The 16965-nt window shown below is 54.0% G+C and carries 17 protein-coding genes; all 17 read left to right on the plus strand.

Annotated elements, in window-relative coordinates; genetic code table 11:
• The first annotated feature begins 33 nt into the window (after positions 1-33).
• The 17 genes from spoVAEA to EDM57_RS07755 all read left to right on the plus strand — a co-directional run bounded on the left by spoVAEA (position 34) and on the right by EDM57_RS07755 (position 16880).
• The gene (gene spoVAEA, locus EDM57_RS07675) at positions 34-648 is read left to right on the plus strand and encodes a stage V sporulation protein SpoVABEA (protein WP_122904170.1); all 615 of its coding nucleotides are present in this window, start codon (positions 34-36) and stop codon (positions 646-648) included.
• The gene (locus tag EDM57_RS07680; protein WP_122904171.1) at positions 602-2071 is read left to right on the plus strand and encodes a spore germination protein; all 1470 of its coding nucleotides are present in this window, start codon (positions 602-604) and stop codon (positions 2069-2071) included. The genes spoVAEA and EDM57_RS07680 overlap by 47 nt, the downstream gene beginning before the upstream one ends.
• 174 nt (positions 2072-2245) lie before the next feature.
• A complete protein-coding gene (lysA, locus tag EDM57_RS07685; RefSeq protein ID WP_122904172.1) occupies positions 2246-3568 on the plus strand; it encodes a diaminopimelate decarboxylase in 1323 nt (440 codons plus the stop codon).
• 193 nt (positions 3569-3761) lie between these two features.
• Positions 3762-4196, plus strand: a complete 435-nt coding sequence (locus EDM57_RS07690) for a peptidylprolyl isomerase (RefSeq protein ID WP_122904173.1) — start codon at positions 3762-3764, stop codon at positions 4194-4196.
• A gap of 122 nt (positions 4197-4318) precedes the next feature.
• The gene (locus EDM57_RS07695; protein ID WP_122904174.1) at positions 4319-4987 is read left to right on the plus strand and encodes a site-2 protease family protein; all 669 of its coding nucleotides are present in this window, start codon (positions 4319-4321) and stop codon (positions 4985-4987) included.
• A 20-nt stretch (positions 4988-5007) separates the two neighbouring features.
• Positions 5008-5769 (plus strand): segregation and condensation protein A, encoded by a 762-nt coding sequence (locus EDM57_RS07700; RefSeq protein ID WP_122904175.1) that lies wholly within the window; start codon positions 5008-5010, stop codon positions 5767-5769.
• Entirely contained in the window at positions 5759-6343 is a 585-nt protein-coding gene (scpB, locus tag EDM57_RS07705) for an SMC-Scp complex subunit ScpB (RefSeq protein ID WP_122904176.1), read from the plus strand. The genes EDM57_RS07700 and scpB overlap by 11 nt, the downstream gene beginning before the upstream one ends.
• 99 nt (positions 6344-6442) lie before the next feature.
• On the plus strand, positions 6443-7612 hold the full coding sequence (locus EDM57_RS07710; RefSeq protein WP_122904177.1) for a D-alanyl-D-alanine carboxypeptidase family protein: 1170 nt from the start codon (positions 6443-6445) through the stop codon (positions 7610-7612).
• Positions 7605-8195, plus strand: a complete 591-nt coding sequence (locus EDM57_RS07715) for a nucleoside recognition domain-containing protein (RefSeq protein ID WP_122904178.1) — start codon at positions 7605-7607, stop codon at positions 8193-8195. The genes EDM57_RS07710 and EDM57_RS07715 overlap by 8 nt, the downstream gene beginning before the upstream one ends.
• 11 nt (positions 8196-8206) lie before the next feature.
• Positions 8207-8740 (plus strand): spore maturation protein, encoded by a 534-nt coding sequence (locus EDM57_RS07720; RefSeq protein ID WP_122904179.1) that lies wholly within the window; start codon positions 8207-8209, stop codon positions 8738-8740.
• Positions 8741-8853: 113 nt separating this feature from the next.
• On the plus strand, positions 8854-9603 hold the full coding sequence (locus EDM57_RS07725) for a pseudouridine synthase (RefSeq protein ID WP_122904180.1): 750 nt from the start codon (positions 8854-8856) through the stop codon (positions 9601-9603).
• Between the two features lie 109 nt (positions 9604-9712).
• The gene (gene resA, locus EDM57_RS07730; RefSeq protein WP_122904336.1) at positions 9713-10240 is read left to right on the plus strand and encodes a thiol-disulfide oxidoreductase ResA; all 528 of its coding nucleotides are present in this window, start codon (positions 9713-9715) and stop codon (positions 10238-10240) included.
• 8 nt (positions 10241-10248) lie between these two features.
• On the plus strand, positions 10249-11877 hold the full coding sequence (resB, locus tag EDM57_RS07735; protein ID WP_122904181.1) for a cytochrome c biogenesis protein ResB: 1629 nt from the start codon (positions 10249-10251) through the stop codon (positions 11875-11877).
• 24 nt (positions 11878-11901) lie between these two features.
• A complete protein-coding gene (gene ccsA / locus EDM57_RS07740) occupies positions 11902-13131 on the plus strand; it encodes a cytochrome c biogenesis protein CcsA (RefSeq protein WP_122904182.1) in 1230 nt (409 codons plus the stop codon).
• Positions 13132-13222: 91 nt separating this feature from the next.
• Entirely contained in the window at positions 13223-13939 is a 717-nt protein-coding gene (locus tag EDM57_RS07745) for a response regulator transcription factor (RefSeq protein ID WP_122904183.1), read from the plus strand.
• Entirely contained in the window at positions 13940-15730 is a 1791-nt protein-coding gene (locus tag EDM57_RS07750) for an ATP-binding protein (protein ID WP_122904184.1), read from the plus strand.
• Positions 15731-15746: 16 nt separating this feature from the next.
• On the plus strand, positions 15747-16880 hold the full coding sequence (locus EDM57_RS07755; RefSeq protein ID WP_122904185.1) for an HAD family hydrolase: 1134 nt from the start codon (positions 15747-15749) through the stop codon (positions 16878-16880).
• Positions 16881-16965 lie beyond the last annotated feature (85 nt).

Raw genomic sequence — 16965 nt, forward strand, 5'->3', positions numbered from 1 at the left:
CGCTTTTTCGGGAACAGGGACGGTGAGCAAACAATGGCGGAACCGCGACGCAAGGTTATCGTGGTGACGGATGGCGACCATATCGCGCAAAAAGCAATCGAGAGCGTCGCAAAAGAGCTCGGGGGTAGATGCATTTCCCTGTCGGCGGGCAATCCGACCCCTGTTTCCGGCGAGCAGGTGGTGGAGCTCATCAAAATGACGCCCCACGATCCGGTCATTGTCATGTTTGATGACAACGGCGATTTTGGCAAAGGGCGCGGGGAGCGGGCGATTGAATACGTCGCGAGGCACCCGGACATCGAGGTGATTGGCGTGCTCGCAGTCGCCTCTCATACGAGCTGGGTACACGGCGTGACGGTTGCCTGTTCGATCAACAACCAGGGGCAAATCGTGGAGGGAGCCGTCGACAAGGACGGCTATGCCGACGAAAGGCTGCAGCATCATATTTATGGCGACACCGTGGACATTTTAAACAGCTTGAAGCTGCCCAATGTCATCGGCATCGGAGACATCGGGAAAATGGATGGGCGAGACAGCTTGCAAAACGGCTGCCCGATCACGAAAAGGGCAGTGCAATGGATCATGGAAAGGAGCGGCGTGGATGGCACAAATTACGGAAAAAAGGCGACCGATCTCGGACCGGCTTGAGGAAAACCAGGAATATTTAAACGACAGGCTGGGAGTCGGGAAAAGCTTTGACATCGGGGTCCACGAGTTTTTCGTGGGCAACACGAAGCTGTTGATGTACTACATAAACGGATTTGTGGAGAGCCAACTCGTCACACAAATTATGCGCGAGATCAACGATTTGCGCGGCAGGGATGTCGCGGACAATTTGTTCGATACGCTGTTTCACAAGTTCATTCCGTTTTTCCAGCTGGTCAAAGTCGAGACGACAGACGAGTTCATGGACAAGCTGCTGGTCGGGCAGGTCGGGCTGATTATCGACCGCTTCCCTTATGCCATCATCATGGATGCGAAAGTGTTGCCCACCCGCTCGCCGGAGGAGCCGGATACGGAGCGGATTGTTCGCGGGGCGCACGATGGCTTCACAGAGGCTCTCGTGACAAACACGGTGCTGACTCGCAGGCGGATACGCGACGAGCGATTGCGCTTCGAGATCATGCAGATTGGTGAGCGCACCAAAACCGATGTCGCCATTGCATACCTGCAAGATGTCGCCAACCCGGATCTGGTGGACGATCTGAAAGAACGGCTGCAAAACATCCAGATCGACGGGATTCCGATGGCGGAGAAGACGATTGAGGAATTCATCATCGGGAAGACGCTGAACCCGTTTCCGCTGGTCCGGTATACCGAACGGCCCGACGTGGCGGCCGTACACCTGCTGGAAGGACATGTGCTGATTTATGTGGACACCTCGCCGAGTGTCATGATTACGCCGGCTACTTATTTTCACCACGTCCAGCACGCAGAGGAATACCGCCAGACTCCTGTTGTCGGAGCCTACTTGCGTTGGGTGCGGTTCTTCGGGATACTGGTTTCCGTATTCGTTTTGCCGATCTGGCTGCTTCTGGTAATGCACCCATCCATCATTCCCGAATCGCTTCATTTCATCGGGATCAAGGATAAAGGAAGCATTCCGCTCCTGGCGCAGTTTATCATGGCGGAGCTGGGGCTGGACTTGATGCGGATGGCGGCGATCCATACCCCCACACCCCTTTCGGTCGCGATGGGTCTTTTGGCGGCCATTCTCGTAGGGGATGTGGCGATCAAAGTCGGGTTGTTCGCGCCAGAAGTCATCTTGTATCTCGCTGTAGCGGCAATCGGCATGTTTGCGACGCCAAGCTACGAGCTGAGTCTGGCAAATCGGCTGGTGCGCCTGTTCCTGATCCTGATGGTCGGGCTCTTCGCGACTCCGGGCCTGATGATCGGCCTTCTCGTTGTCCTCGTCGGCCTGGCTACGACACGCTCGCTCAACACGCCTTATTTGTGGCCGTTCATTCCGTTCAACTACAAGGCGATGAAGGATGTCGTCGTCCGCCTGGCAGTTCCGCACAAAAACCAGCGTCCAAGTATCGTTCGCTCCCAGAATTCCGCCCGTCAATAATATTCAGAAAACGGAAATCTTCACCCATTGTCAAAAGTACGGCCATGTAGTACATTGAATGATAAGCCTTACGATGCTTGTAATGTACGGCAACTGACTCTCGTGGGTCGGTTGCCTTTCTCTATAGGATCTGGGCTGTTACAATCGGCGGGTTTAGACTGGGAGGAGCCATATATGTTTTTACACGGGACAAGTCGAATAAACGAGCAAGGACACTTGGAAATCGGGGGCTGTGATACGACGATCCTGGCAGCGACGTACGGCACGCCGCTGTATGTGTATGACGAGGCGCACATTCGCGCCAAGTGCCGCAGCTTTGTCGAGGCGTTCAGCAAAACGGGCTTCGCGTTTCAGGTAGCGTATGCGAGCAAAGCTTTTTGCACGATGGCGATGTGCAAGCTGGTAGAGGAAGAAGGTCTTTCCCTCGATGTCGTATCGGGCGGGGAGCTGTACACCGCGCTGCAGGCAGGCTTTCCGGCAAAGCGCATTCACTTCCACGGCAACAACAAATCATTGGACGAAATCAAGATGGCGCTGGATGCGAAAATCGGCTGTTTTGTCGTGGACAATTTTTACGAGCTGCATGTGCTTGCCGATCTCGCCCAGGAGCGCGGCGAAAAGGTAGCGGTTCTCTTGCGTGTGACACCAGGCGTGGAAGCTCATACCCATGAATATATATCCACGGGCCAAATTGACTCCAAGTTTGGCTTTGACGTGCAAAACGGCCAAGCACTTGAGGCGATCCGTTTTGCATTCGAATGCGATCATCTGCACTTGTTGGGGATTCATAGCCATATCGGCTCGCAAATTTTTGAAACAGACGGTTTCCTCATAGCGATCAAGCGCTTGGCAGAGCTGCTGGGCGAAGCGAAAGAGCAGTTCGGCTTTTTGCCGGAAGTCCTCAACGTCGGCGGAGGCTTCGGAATCCGCTACGTGGAGGGCGACACGCCTCAGCCAGCCGAGACGTACATCAAGGCGATTACCGATGTCGTTCGCGAGGAGCTGAGCGCGCGAGAGATTCCGCTTCCTGAGCTGTGGATCGAGCCGGGCCGCAGCATCGTCGGCGACGCGGGCACTACCCTGTACCGAATCGGCTCCCAAAAAGAAATTCCGAACGTCCGCAAATACGTCGCGGTGGACGGAGGCATGACAGACAATTTGCGTCCTGCCTTGTACAATGCGCAGTATGAAGCGGCGATTGCCAACAAGATGAACCAGCCTGCCAGCGAGGTTGTCTCGATCGCAGGAAAATGCTGCGAATCTGGCGACATGCTGATTTGGGACGTGAAGCTGCCGCCAGCCGTTGCGGGCGACATTTTGGCTGTGTCCAGCACAGGGGCTTACGGCTATTCCATGTCCAACAACTACAACCGCATCGCGCGTCCGGCTGTCGTGTTCGTAAAAGACGGCGAGGCCGAACTGGTTGTGAAACGCGAGACGTACGCCGATGTAGTCAGCCACGATCTTTTGCCAAAACGGGCGCAACTGCAGCGCTGAGCGAATCAATAGACCAGACCCTTCCGACAATGCTGCGGGAGGGTTTTTCCTATTACCTTCCCTCCGCTCATTGCTTGCCAGATCGATTCGTTTCGGCGTACTTCGCTGACTGGCGTGGAGGCATGAATTGGACGGCGACATTCTCGCGTGGTAAAATAGGAACGTTAACTTTACAAGGTCTGGAGGCTCATCCATGAAAAAAGCGCTTATCACCATGGAAAATGGAAATCAAATCGAGCTGGAGCTGTTCGATCAGGAAGCTCCGGGAACCGTTGCAAACTTTGAAAAACTGGCCAACGAAGGCTTCTACAACGGTCTTACTTTCCACCGTGTCATCCCTGGATTCGTAGCCCAAGGCGGCTGCCCTTATGGAACAGGCACAGGCGGCCCTGGCTATACCATCAAATGCGAAACAAAAGGAAACCCGCACAAGCATCTGCGCGGTTCGCTGTCCATGGCGCATGCAGGCAAAGACACAGGCGGCAGCCAGTTCTTCATTTGCTACGATTCCTTCCCTCACCTCGATGGCGTACATACTGTGTTTGGCCGCGTGACTTCCGGCATGGAGCATGTCGACGCGATCAAGCAAGGCGACAAAATGGCAACCGTGAAAGTAGAAGCCGAATAATCAGCGTTTTGCAGCACTGGCGGGCCCGCGCTTGCCGGTGCTTTTTACTTGTAAGCCTATCCATCTGCTGGTATTCTAATGGATAGACGATTTTTTGCCGAGAGGCTGGTAAGGGGGAACCAATGGATCTTTTTCACTTTGATTGGAAAACGGTACCGTTTCGCATGATTGCATTCGTTATCGCTTTCAGTTTGCACGAATGGGCGCACGCCTTTGTCGCCTGGAAATTGGGAGACAATACTGCCAAAAATGAGGGCCGTTTAACGATAAATCCAATCCCGCACATCGATCCGTTCGGTTTGATCCTCATTCTGTTTGGACCGTTCGGCTGGGCCAAGCCTGTGCCGATTAACCCGTTTCATTTTCGCGGGAACAAGCGGCTGGGCATTGTGTACGTGTCAGCGGCGGGGCCATTGATTAATCTGGTGCTGGCGATTCTGTTCTACGTCCTTTTCATACTGGTAGGCTTTTTTGGCGTGATGGACGGCATGAGCGAAAAGGCGGCGTTTGCGCTGGACACGACGCTTCGTTTCTGTATTATCATCAATATCGGTCTGTTTGTGTTCAATCTGCTGCCAGTTCCACCGCTTGACGGGTACAAAATCGTGCGGTTCCTGTCGCCGAGCCGTTGGGACAGCGCCTTTTACAACTTTGAAATTTACGGCCCGTGGCTTTTGCTGCTCTTGATCTTTATCCCGGGGGTTAGCTCTATGATCTTCGGAGTTCCCATGGGCATGATGCTGGAATTTGTGCGACAAGTTGCAGCGGGCATCGTGAGTGTGTTCATTTAAAGGAAACGAGGGGACGTCTTTTGGCATACAGCATCAAACTTGATTCCTTTGAAGGGCCCCTTGACCTTTTGTTGCACCTGATCGACAAGGCGGAAGTAGACATCTACGACATCCCGATAGCGGAAATTACCGAGCAATACCTCGCGACGATCGATCGAATGCAAGAGTTGCAGCTTGATGTTGCCAGCGAGTTTGTCGTCATGGCGGCGACGCTTCTCTCGATCAAGAGCAAGATGCTGTTGCCAAGAAAAGAGGAGCAAGTGTTTCAGCCTTTTCTCGATATGGATGTCGAGGAAGTGGACCCGCGCGAAGAATTGGTGGCGCGACTGTTGGAGTACAAGCGCTACAAGCTGCTGGCCGAGCAACTGCGCGAGATGGAAATCGGCCGCAACAAGGTGTTTACCCGTCCTGCTGAAAATCTGGCGCCGTACGTGCGCGAGGAAGATCATACGATCAAAAACGTAACCTTGTACGATCTGATTCACGCACTGGAAAAGCTGGTGCAAAAAGCAAAGGACAAGGAGCCGATGACGAAGGTTTCCCGTGACGAAATCTCGATCAAGGACCGGATGACGCAAATTCGGCAGTTGGTGCGTGTCGGCGGCGGGATGGTACGTTTTTCCCAGCTTTTTTCCAAGGGGGCTACCCGTTCAGAAATCGTTACGACATTCCTTGCCTTGCTGGAGCTGATGAAGGCAAAGCACATTACATGCATACAAAATCAATTGTTTCAGGACATCATGATTTGTGAAGCGGAAGGAGCCCAAAACGATGAACTATGACAAGCTGAAAGGCGTGATCGAAGGCTTGCTGTTCATCTCGGGTGATGAAGGCATCGATGCCAGGCAGATCAGTGAAATCGTCGAGGTGCCGGAAGAAGAGGTCGTCGATTTGATCGAGGACATGAAAGCGGACTTTCGCCGGGCAGGGCGCGGCGTGCAAATCGTGGAAGTGGCCAAGGCGTATCAATTGACCACCTTGCCCGAACATGTCCCGTATTTCGAGCGACTGGCAACCTCGCCGGGACAGTCAACACTGTCCCAGGCCGCATTGGAGACGCTCGCCATCATTGCCTACAAGCAGCCTTTGACGCGCTCTGAAATCGAAGAAATACGCGGTGTGAAGTGCGAAAAGGCACTCAATACACTTTTGTCGAAGCAGCTGATTCGCGAAGCGGGCAGGGCAGAGGGGATCGGACGGCCGATTTTGTATGCCACGACCAAAGAGTTTCTGGAGCATTTTGGCCTGCGCGAAATTTCCGATCTTCCCGAGCCGCCTGTGAATCTGGATATTGAGGAAGTCCGCATGGAAGCAACCGCGCTCTTCGGCAAGCAGGAAGAAAAGACAAACGACTAGTCACTTCGGACAGTTTTTCGTACTACCTCCCGACTCGTCCCCATATATATGTACAAACCTGTGTATCGGTGGTGTACTTTTGGGATGGGGAGGAAGTTTATGAACGTGCGAAAACTTCTGTCCGGCGGACTCGTCGTTTTTCTTTTTATACAGCTGTTGCTGGCTCCGGTATCTGTTGCAGACGCGGCAGCGCCGCCAAGCCTGTCTGCCGAAGGGGCGGCGCTGATTGATGTAGCCAGCGGGCGGATTCTCTACTCGAAAAACGGCAGCAAAAAAATGCGGATTGCCAGTCTGACAAAGACGATGACGGCGATTGTCGCGATTGAGAACGGGAAGCTGGACGACGTGGTGACTGTACCGCCGGAAGCGGTGGGGGTGGAAGGATCTTCCATCTACCTGAAGCGCTCGGAAAAGCTGACGCTGGAAGAACTGCTCTACGGGCTGATGCTGCGCTCCGGCAATGACGCGGCGGTTGCGATTGCCACCCATATCGGCGGCTCGGTCCAGGGCTTTACGTATTTGATGAATGAAAAGGCCGCCTTGATCGGAATGGAGCATACGAATTTTACCAATCCGCACGGGCTGGATGACAGCAACCAGCATTACTCCACACCGGAGGATATGGCGAAGCTGTCTGCCTACGCCTTGCGCAATCCCGTCTTTCGGCAGATCGTATCCACAAAGGTCAAGGACATCTCCTGGGAAGGCGAGGAGTGGGACAGAAGGCTTATCAACAAAAACAAGATGCTGCACCTGTACAATGGAGCGGACGGCGTCAAAACCGGGTATACCAAGCTGGCCAAGCGCTGCCTTGCTGCATCGGCCACTCGCGACGGAAGACAGTTGGCGACGATTACGTTGAACGCTTCGGACGATTGGAACGATTCGGCAAAGCTGTTGGACTACGGATTTGCCCAGTTTCCGGTGAAACAGCTAGTCGGTGCGGGGCAGGACATCCGTCCGGAGATGCCTCTTCCGATGGCGACAGGGGCTCATCTCGTGACACAAAATGCGTTTTCCTATCCGCTCCAGACGGCGGAGGAAGCGGCGATCAAGCAACGCGTGGTGATGGGACAATCGACGATTACGGCTGACATGGATGGGCAGCTCGTCGGTTTTCTGCAGCTTTATTTGAAGGAAAAAATGATCGGGCAGGTTCCGCTGCTCGTCCGCGTGGATAGCCCGACGAGCAGCCAGCCGCTGACGGGCGCCTATGCGTTTTGGAAACAATTCTGGGACATTGTGGCAGGGGGGCTGTGGAGTGCTTAATGTCATATGGCTCGGACTGATTGTCATTAGCATCGTGGTGGCAGCCGTCACGGGACGGATGGAAGCGGTCAATGCCGCCGCTTTTGAGGGGGCAAAAACAGGAGTCACGGTATGCTTCGGCCTGCTCAGTGTGCTCGCTTTCTGGATGGGCATCATGAAGGTCGCGGAAAAATCAGGGCTGCTCGCGCTCTTGTCGAAGCTTTTGTCGCCGATCATCCAGCTGCTGTTCCCCGATGTGCCAAAAGGGCACCCTGCCATGGGCTACATTTTGTCGAACATGAGCGCCAACCTGCTCGGGCTTGGCAACGCAGCGACGCCGATGGGACTGAAAGCCATGGAGGAACTGCAAAAGCTGAACCCCAATAAGCAGCACCCCTCCCCGGCCATGTGTACACTGCTTGCGATCAACACTGCGAGCATCACGATCATTCCCACCACGATGATTGCCATCCGCATGCAGTACGGCTCGGTCAATCCGGTGGAGATTGTCGGTACGACCCTTGTCTCTTCCTTTGCGGCTACCATCGTGGCGCTGCTCATCGACCGCTGGTATCGCTACCGTCACTTACGACGTCACAATTAGGGGGAAACCGTATGTACCAATGGGTATCCCTGATCTCGCTCTGGGCGATTCCCGTTACGATCGCGTTTGTCCTGTTACATGGGTGGAAGAGAGAGGTTCCGGTTTACGAAACATTTGTCGAAGGGGCAAAAGGGGGGCTGACCACGACCATCCGCATTCTGCCTCATCTGATTGCGATGATGGTCGCAGTCAACATGTTTCGCGAGTCGGGAGCGCTGGATTTGCTGTTGCGCGGCATCAAGCCAGTGCTGGATGTGTTGCATTTTCCCGAGGAACTCGTTCCGCTTGCCCTGCTGCGCCCGCTGACCGGAACAGGCTCGCTTGCGATTGCGACCGATCTGATCGCCCAATACGGGCCGGATTCGTTTATCGGCCGATTGGCTGCCACGATGCAAGGCAGTACGGACACGACGCTGTATGTACTGACCGTCTACTTCGGCGCAGTCGGCATTCGCAATTCAAGCTACGCCTTGAAAGTAGGTTTGTGGTCGGACCTGGCAGGGGTCATTTTTTCCTTGCTGATCGTCACCTATGTGTTCTCCTGAATCACATACAAACAAGCCGGATGAGAAAACTTCCTCGAACGATGGGGAAGTTTTTCCCTTTTTCTTGTCCACACTGGTAAGAATGGGTATGATGTTGTAGAGGTGATCCAACAATGGAACGTTTGCAAAAAGTATTGGCGCATGCTGGAGTCGCCTCTCGCCGGCATTGTGAGGAACTGATCGCACAGGGACATGTGCAGGTAAATGGCCGGGTCGTTCGCGAGCAAGGGGTTAAGGTCGATCCGGCCACCGACCGGATTACGGTAAAAGGAAAGGAAATCGTGCTGGAGCAGCATGTCTACTATTTGCTGTACAAGCCGACTGGCGTTATCACCAGTGTTTCCGATCCCCGCGGACGGCGGGTCGTGACAGACTTGCTGACAGGAGTAAAAGAGCGCGTCTATCCGGTAGGACGTCTCGACTATGATACGTCAGGCTTGCTGCTCTTGACGAATGACGGCGACCTCGCAAACAAGCTCGCCCACCCGAGCTACGAGATCGACAAGGTGTACCGCGCCTGGGTCAAAGGCGTGCCAAGCCCGGACAAGCTGAAAAAACTCGCGACCGGGATTCGTCTGGAGGATGGCATGACTGCGCCGGGGGCGTCCAGACTGGTGAAGGCAGAGCCAGGCAATGCGAAGGCGCTCATCGAGTTGACCATCCACGAAGGGCGGAATCGGCAAGTTCGCCGGATGTGCGACGCCATCGGCCATCCCGTGTTGACGCTGGAGCGCATTCGTCTCGGCTTTTTGACGCTGGAAGGCTTGCGGCCTGGCCAGTACCGTCCGCTGTCGCGGCAGGAGGTAGACAAGCTGAGACAGGGACTGATTCAAAACAGGCGCAGCAGAGGGGCCAAAACGTGATTCGTTCAAAATCTGTTCATAAGTTATGCGCTGGCGGAAAATCCAGGAACGCTATAATGGAAGGGATAATGTCTGCAATTGAATTGCAGGAGATGGGAGTATGGGCATCATGAACAAAAGCAATCGTACATATGTCAGGATCGCGGTATTGGGCCTTTTGCTTGTCGCCCTGGTCTTTGCTCTCTATTCCAGTTTTGTGAAGGACCCGGATGCCGTAAAAGTAGGCAGAGCAGCCCCGAATTTCAGTCTGGAGCAACTGAATGGACCGGAATTGGCCCTCGACGATTTGAAAGGGAAAGGTGTCGTGCTCAACTTTTGGGGGACATGGTGTGAGCCCTGTAAAAAAGAAATGCCAGCCTTGCAGGAGCAGTACAACAAGTTCAAGGACAAAGGGCTGGTCGTACTCGGGGTGAACATCGGCGAGTCACCTGTTGCGGTAGAGCCGTTTGTGAAGCAATTTGGCGTCGAATTTCCGATATTGCTGGACCGCCAGTCGCAAATTACGAAGCTGTACCGGATTGGTCCGATTCCGACGACTTTTTTCATTGCGCCTGATGGTGAAGTCAAGGAAATTTTCATCGGACAACTAAATGAAGCGATGATTGCGGACAAACTGTCCAAAATCTTGCCTAAGTGAGGAGCATTATGGATCAGCGAAAATGTGAATGTGGACATACGAATCCCGTCGGAACGCTGCTCTGTGAATCGTGCGGGAAACCGTTGGATGTGGAAGTATTCGAACAGACACAGTTTCCCGACATGCGCTACGAAGGGATGGCACGGCGTTCCCAGACGTACTCGAAAAAGTGGATCGACCGGATTTGGAATGCGTTTTCCTCGGTCAAAATTGCAATCGGTATCATTATCGTTATACTGGTTGCTTCTGCCGTTGGGACGGTGTTTCCACAGCAGCAATACATACCTGTTCCAGTGCCGACAGAAGCAGATGTAGCACGGTTCTACACGGAAACATACGGAACGCTGGGGACCGTTTACTACGAACTGGGCTTTCACAATCTGTACTCTTCCTGGTGGTTCGTGACGTTGCTCGTCCTGTTGGGAACCTCACTGGTCATCTGCAGTCTCGACCGGGTTGTTCCGCTCTACAAGGCGCTCAGCAAGCCGCGCCTCAACCAGCACAAGTCGTTTTTGAAGGGACAGAAGCTGTTTGGCGAAGGTGAGCTTGCGCCGGAAGCAGATCAGGCAGAGCTGTTGGATCGTGCGGCAGTGGCCCTGAAGAAAAAAGGCTACCGGATTTTCCGGGCAGAGCGGGCGATCATGGCGGAAAAAGGCCGCTTCAGCCGCTGGGGCCCGTACGTCAATCATATCGGCTTGATCCTGTTTCTGATCGGTGTACTCATGCGCAACATCCCCGGCTTTTACCTGGACGAGTACGTCTGGGTGCGCGAGGGACAAACCGTTGCCATTCCATCGACGCCCTACTACATAAAAAGCGAGAACTACGAGACGACGTACTGGTCGGAGGAAGAAATGCCGGAAAAGCTGGAGTTGAACGGGGGCGCAATCCCGAAAAACTTCCAGACCGATGCTGTCCTGTATTTGAACAAAAACGCGGACGTACCGGGCAAAAAGCCGGAACTGGTAGAAGTGCAAAAAGGCCCGATTGTCGTCAACCATCCGATGATAGAAGGAGATATTGCGATTTACCAGTCAGGGGTACAGGAAATGCAGCTTGGCGCTCTCAATTTTGTTCTGGTTGATGCCAAAAACGGGAACAAGGAATTGGGAGCATTCAAGTTCGATCTGTACAATCCGGAAGCAGAGCAGGAGGTTGCAGCCGGAATCAAGGTGCGGGTCCTGGATTACTTCCCGGACTTTATCATGGGAAGCGACGGCAAGCCTGCTACGAAAACCAACCTGCCCAAAAATCCGATGGTGGCACTGGAGATCGTCGATGGAACCGCGCAAGTGAGCGAGAAGCTGGTCTACTTGCAAGGCTCCGTTTTGACGCAAAAAGAGGATGCCCGCTTCAATCTGACGTTCCAAAAGCCCGATCTGGTCGACATCTCCGGCTTGAATGTACGGATCGACAAGGCTGTGCCGCTCATCTACTTCGGCTCGTTTATCTTTATGATCGGCGTTGTGATGGGCTTCTTCTGGCAGCATCGCCGCATCTGGGTGCAGACGCAGGACGAAACGGTTTTGCTGGCAGCCCATACGAACAAAAACTGGTTCGGACTTCGCAGGGAAGTGGACGGATTGGTTGACCAGTTGCAGCTCCCTGTAACCATCGAAGAAAAAACGAAGGCGTAAAAACTCCAAGGGGGTACTCTCGACGTGCAGCTCATACAATTGAGTGACTGGTTACTGGATATTGCGTTTTTGCTGTACGTGATCTCGTCGGTTTTGTTTGTCGTGGCGATGACGGGGAAAAACTGGGCGGGACGCGATCCGAAGCAACATGAGGAACGCTATGGACGGATTGCCTATTGGCTTGCGGTCATTGGCTTTCTGGCACAGACAGGGTATGTGATTGCCCGCTGGATTGGCGGGGGACACAGCCCGACGAGCAACATGTTTGAGTTTATGGCCTTTTTGGATTACTGTATTATCCTGGCCTATTTGATTATTTACCGCATCTACAAGCTGACGGTAATCGGGGCGTTCGTCCTGCCGCTCGGGGTCATCATGCTGGCGTATTCCTACGTGTTCCCGAAGGAAGTAACGCCGCTGATTCCGTCTTTACGGAGCTACTGGCTGCACATTCACGTGACGACAGCGGCGCTTGGTGAAGGCATTCTCGCAGTCGGATTTGCAGCCGGGCTGATGTATCTGATCCGCACGGTGCCGCAGCATATTTCTACGCGCAGCACAAAGTGGCTGGAGGGCGTGTTGGCTGTCGTGCTGATGCTGGTCGGGTTCATTTTGATGGAATCTACGTTTTCCCGCATGGACCAAAAGACGGTTTTTGAAATGAACAAGGAGCAGATGAACGCGATTGGACAGATGGAAAAGGTACGGGTCGAGTACACCATGCCGGCGATCGTCGCTCCTGCCGATTCGAAAATCGTTCAGGCCGGGCCGATGAATCCGTGGTTCGAAGCCCCGACATGGATGGAAGGGAAGGACGCGGCGCGCAAAATGAATACGATGCTCTGGTCGGTCTTAACAGGTGTGATCCTGTATGGCGGACTTCGGCTGATCTTCCGCAAGCGTCTCGGCGCTGTGATCCAGCCATCCCTGGAAGGCATCGAGCCTGACCTGCTGGATGAGATCAGCTATCGCGCCATCAGTATCGGTTATCCGGTATTTACCCTGGGCGCCTTGATCTTTGCCATGATTTGGGCAGAAGAAGCATGGGGACGCTTCTGGGGCTGGGACCCGAAAGAAGTATGGGCACTCATCGTCTGGCTGTTTTACAGTGCGTATTTGCATCTGCGCCTGTCGCGCGGCTGGATTGGTGCAAAATCAGCCTGGATGTCCGTCATCGGATTCGTTATCATTTTAATTACATTGGTCGTGGTCAATCTGGTCATTGCCGGTTTGCACTCTTATGCAGGCGTGTAACATAGCCTTCCAAAAAGCTGGTAATATTGCCAGCTTTTTGGACTATCTTCAAACCGATTTACCATTATCATGAGGCCAAGAGGTGTGAAACATGGAAAAAATGGCACGTATTCTCGTAGTAGATGATGAGGAGCGCATTCGCCGTCTGCTGAAAATGTATCTGGAAAGAGAAAACTTCCTCATCGACGAAGCAGACAACGGCGAGCAGGCTGTCGAGATGGCTGTCGGCAGCGATTACGACATTATTTTGCTCGACCTGATGCTACCTGGAATGGACGGGATCGAAGTATGCCAGCGCATTCGCGAGTTCAAGGCGACCCCGATCATCATGCTCACGGCAAAAGGCGAGGAAACAAACCGCGTGCATGGCTTTGAGGCTGGAGTCGATGATTACGTTGTCAAGCCGTTCAGCCCGCGCGAGGTCGTGTACCGCGTGAAAGCGATTCTTCGCCGTTCCTCCGCTACCGCTTACTTGAAGACGGAGACGTTTAACAGCCACTCTGTGCTTGTTTTCCCTGAGCTGACAATCGACCATGACGCGCACAAAGTCATTGCCAGCGGCCAGGAAGTGAGCCTCACCCCAAAAGAATACGAGCTGCTGCACTACCTTGCCCTGTCGCCGGACAAAGTGTTTACGCGCGAAGAGTTGCTCAAGGACGTCTGGCATTACGAGTTTTTCGGAGATTTGCGCACGGTCGATACGCACATCAAGCGACTTCGTGAAAAATTGAACCGGGTTTCTCCGCAAGCGGCCAATATGATCGCAACCGTCTGGGGAGTCGGCTACAAGCTTGAGGTGCCGAAATAAGTGGACGTTATTTTTCGCAGTGTAGTCGGAAAGCTATGGATGACGATCATCGCTTTGTTTGCGCTCGTTTTGACGATCTTCAGCCTGTTGCTCGTGCAGTCGTTTGACAGCTTTTACAGCAACCGCCAGACGAAAAATTTGCAGGAGCTGGCAGAGGGATTGACCAAAGGACTGGAAGCGAGCGAAGACAAGCTGGAAGCATTGGAGATGGCTTCGACCTTTAGTCTTGTGCATCATACCGGAATGGTGGTACTGGATAAAGACAGCCAGGTCATTGGAAAAAGTGAAGGCGTGGGTTTGCCGGACATTCCGGTCGAGCAACTGCTGAAAGACCAGGAGTTGCATCTGGCAGACGCCTTGGCCGGGAAGCATCCCGCCCCGCAGCGTATTTATTTGCCGGTCGCTTCGAACAACTCGAACGACCACATGAACAGTGTGCAAATGCTGGCGGTGGCGGTGCCGTTGGAGGTCACACCGGGCAATCCGGGTGCCGTCGTGATGTATCAGGCTATCGAAGATTTTGATGATACCGTAAATGAAGTGCGGTTTTTAATTTTTATCGTCGGAGTTATTGCATTCGTTTCTACCACTGTCTTTGCGTTCTTTCTGTCTTCGCGAATTACGATTCCGCTGCGGCAGATGAAGGAGACGGCGCATCGGATCGCGGAAGGCGATTTTCACGCGGAGGTTCCGATCAAGACGACGGACGAAACAGGTGAGCTTGCGGCATCGTTCAATACGATGGCGAGCAAGCTCAATCAGCTCGTCGACGCCCTGTCCAAGGAAAAGGAGCAGCTTGCAAGCGTCTTGCGCTCGATGGTCGACGGGGTGGTCATGATCGACGTCAACGGGAAGATTGCCGTCACGAACCCGCCTGCAGAACGCTTTTTGCGCGATTGGGAGTTTGAGCATAAGGATGAGCAGGTGCCGCTGTTTGCTTTTTACCAGCAGGTGGTGCAAACGGGGCAGGAGGTCAGGGAGGACATTCCTGTACAGGGCCGCATCTGGGCGCTTGTCATGGTGCCGCTCAACGACCGCGAGCAAATCCGCGGGGCGGTAGCCGTCCTGCGCGACATCACCCAGGAGCGAAAGCTGGACAAAATGCGCAACGATTTCGTGGCGAATGTCTCGCACGAGCTGCGCACACCGCTGTCCATGCTGCAAGGCTACAGTGAAGCGATTGTCGACGATATTGCGACAACGCCGGAAGAGCACAAGGAGCTTGCGCAAATCATTTACGACGAGTCTGTGCGCATGACGAAGCTGGTCAATGAGCTGCTCAGTCTGGCGCGGATGGAAGCCGGACACGTGGAACTGTTTCAGGAGATTGTGGAGCTGCGCCCGTATTTGGAGCGCATCCAGCGCAAGTTCACGAATCTTGCCCGGGAGCGCGGAATTTCCCTGCTGCTGGAAATGACGACATCGCACAGGGAAGTTTATATCGATCCGGATCGGATGGAGCAGGTGCTGACGAACCTGATCGACAACGCGCTCAGGCACACGCCGAGCGGTGGAAGTGTGACCATCCGCGCGCGCGGTGACAAAACGTTGCTGATCGAGATCAGCGACACGGGCAGCGGCATTCCGCAAGAAGATTTGCCGTTTGTGTTCGAGCGCTTCTACAAGGCTGACAAGGCCCGGACACGCGGGCGCGTAGGCGGAACCGGACTTGGTCTTGCCATCGCGCGAAACATCGTCGAAGCACACGGTGGCACCATTGGCGTGCAAAGCAAGCTGGGAGAGGGTACGACCTTTACGATTGCCATGACCGAACAGGCGAAAAACAACTAGGAGTGTAAAAGAGACCATGATAAAAACGATCTTGTTTGATGTGGATGGGGTTTTGCTCAGCGAAGAACGCTACTTTGATGCGTCCGCTCTGACGGTATGGGAGCTTTTGTTCAGTCCGGGCTACGTCGGGTTGCAGGGAGATACCTTTACTCCGGCCCCGAGTGAAGCGATCATCAGGCGTGTTCGTGAGCAAGTGTTTGCACACGATGAAGTGCTGAATTTCATCAAATCTCGCGGCATCAATTCAAACTGGGACATGGTCTTCCTCGCGTTTTCCTATCAGCTGATCCGTTTGGTCGAAGTGCTCAAGCCGCAAGTGCCGGAAGCGGCAAGCCTGCTTACCGTTCAGCTTGAGCGACCACAGCTTGCCCAACTGCGCGAGTGGGCAAACGCCTACGCTCCTGATTTTCAGGTCGATTACGCTGCGTTTCTCCCTGACTTTGCCAAAAGTTCAGCGCAAAAGGCAGACATGCTGTTGTATTTGAACGAGCTTGCCCGCGAGCGGTGCGGAGTGGAAACCGCGATGTTTTCGCCAAACTGCGTCCTGTGGCAATTGGTGCAAGAAACGTTTCAGGAATGGTATTTGGGTGATGAACAAGTGGCGGCATCGATTGGGCGTGAAACGATGCAGCCAGGCAAAAAGGGCTTTTTGACAGACGAAATTCCGATTGTGCCGCCAGAAGACATGATCGGGCTGTTCCGTACGTTGAAAGAACGCGGGTACACACTGGGCATAGGAACAGGCCGCCCAAGCATCGAAACACACGTTCCTTTGCGCGCGATGGGCCTGTTGCAATGGTTTGATCCCGAGCGGGTAGTGACCGCCACTCATGTGCTCGAAGCAGAGGCAAACTGCCCGGACTACGTCCCTTTGTCCAAGCCGCATCCTTTTTCCTATGTAAAAGGCTTGCTCGGCTTGACTACTCCGGACCGTGACGTGCTCCAATACCCGCTGCCGCTCACAAATGGCGAGGAACTGCTGATTGTGGGAGATTCGTTGGCCGATTTCCTCGCGGCTCGCTCCATCGGCTGCCGATTCGCGGCGACATTAACCGGATTGTCTGGCCAGGAGGCCCGCAGCAAATTTGAAGAAGTGCAAGCCGACTACATTTTGGATGATGTCCGCGGTCTTTTGGACATCTTGACGTAACGCAAATGCACGGCATAGAAAAAAGACTCCATCGCTAGGAAAAGCGACGGAGTCTTTTGGTTTGCTTTGGCTCGAGCGCAGGGGC

Source organism: Brevibacillus gelatini (assembly GCF_003710935.1).
In the GTDB taxonomy this organism is placed as follows: domain Bacteria; phylum Bacillota; class Bacilli; order Brevibacillales; family Brevibacillaceae; genus Brevibacillus; species Brevibacillus gelatini.